This window comes from Aeromonas sp. MR16, from assembly GCF_022549315.1.
Classification (GTDB): Bacteria; Pseudomonadota; Gammaproteobacteria; order Enterobacterales; family Aeromonadaceae; genus Aeromonas; species Aeromonas aquatica.
On the sequence record NZ_JAKZFK010000062.1, the window covers coordinates 1 to 1,896 of the forward strand.

The following is a 1,896-nucleotide window of genomic DNA, read 5'->3' on the forward strand; positions in this document are numbered from 1 at the left end:
TCCGTTACTCTTTGGGAGGAGACCGCCCCAGTCAAACTACCCACCAGGCACTGTCCGCGAGCCCGATTCAGGGCCCTGCGTTAGAACATCAAACATACAAGGGTGGTATTTCAAGGACGGCTCCAGCACAACTAGCGTCATGCCTTCAAAGCCTCCCACCTATCCTACACATGTAGGTTCAATGTTCAGTGCCAAGCTGTAGTAAAGGTTCACGGGGTCTTTCCGTCTAGCCGCGGGTACACCGCATCTTCACGGCGAATTCGATTTCACTGAGTCTCGGGTGGAGACAGCATGGCCATGGTTACACCATTCGTGCAGGTCGGAACTTACCCGACAAGGAATTTCGCTACCTTAGGACCGTTATAGTTACGGCCGCCGTTTACCGGGGCTTCGATCAAGAGCTTCGCTTGCGCTAACCCCATCAATTAACCTTCCGGCACCGGGCAGGTGTCACACCCTATACGTCCACTTTCGTGTTTGCAGAGTGCTGTGTTTTTGATAAACAGTCCCAGCCATCTGGTCACTGCGACTCCCAACTGCTCCATCCGCAAGGGACTTCACTGTCAAGAGCGAACCTTCTCCCGAAGTTACGGTTCTATTTTGCCTAGTTCCTTCACCCGAGTTCTCTCAAGCGCCTTGGTATTCTCTACCCGACCACCTGTGTCGGTTTGGGGTACGATGACTTGTAATCTGAAGCTTAGAGGCTTTTCCTGGAAGCAGGGCATCAATGGCTTCACCACCGTAGTGGCTTCGTCTCGTGTCTCAGCGTTGCATCTCCGGATTTGCCTAGAGATACCGCCTACGCACTTTCACCAGGACAACCGTCGCCTGGCCCACCTAGCCTTCTCCGTCCCCCCATCGCAATTACAAGTCGTGCAGGAATATTAACCTGCTTCCCATCGATTACGCCTTTCGGCCTCACCTTAGGGGTCGACTCACCCTGCCCCGATTAACGTTGGACAGGAACCCTTGGTCTTCCGGCGAGGAGGCTTTTCACCCCCTTTATCGTTACTTACGTCAGCATTCGCACTTCTGATATCTCCAGCATACCTCTCGATACACCTTCGCAGACTTACAGAACGCTCCCCTACCACTCACACATAAGTGTGAATCCGCGGCTTCGGTGCCTGGTTTGAGCCCCGTTACATCTTCCGCGCAGGCCGACTCGACTAGTGAGCTATTACGCTTTCTTTAAATGATGGCTGCTTCTAAGCCAACATCCTAGCTGTCTGAGCCTTCCCACATCGTTTCCCACTTAACCAGAACTTTGGGACCTTAGCCGGCGGTCTGGGTTGTTTCCCTCTTCACGACGGACGTTAGCACCCGCCGTGTGTCTCCCGGATATTACTTACTGGTATTCGGAGTTTGCATGGAGTTGGTAAGTCGGGATGACCCCCTAGTCCAAACAGTGCTCTACCCCCAGTAGTATTCGTCCGAGGCGCTACCTAAATAGCTTTCGGGGAGAACCAGCTATCTCCGAGTTTGATTGGCCTTTCACCCCCAGCCACAGGTCATCCCCTAACTTTGCAACGTTAGTGGGTTCGGTCCTCCAGTTGATGTTACTCAACCTTCAACCTGCCCATGGCTAGATCACCCGGTTTCGGGTCTACACCTTGCAACTAGACGCCCAGTTAAGACTCGGTTTCCCTACGGCTCCCCTATACGGTTAACCTCGCTACAAAATGTAAGTCGCTGACCCATTATACAAAAGGTACGCAGTCACCCCGAAGGGCTCCCACTGCTTGTACGTACACGGTTTCAGGTTCTATTTCACTCCCCTCACAGGGGTTCTTTTCGCCTTTCCCTCACGGTACTGGTTCACTATCGGTCAGTCAGGAGTATTTAGCCTTGGAGGATGGTCCCCCCATATTCAGACAGGATGTCACGTGTCCCGCC

Annotated in this window: 1 rRNA gene; it reads right to left on the reverse strand. The window is 53.2% G+C overall.

What is annotated here, in order from left to right:
- Positions 1–1,896: ribosomal RNA gene (locus MM194_RS21710) — 23S ribosomal RNA — on the reverse strand; the annotation flags it as partial.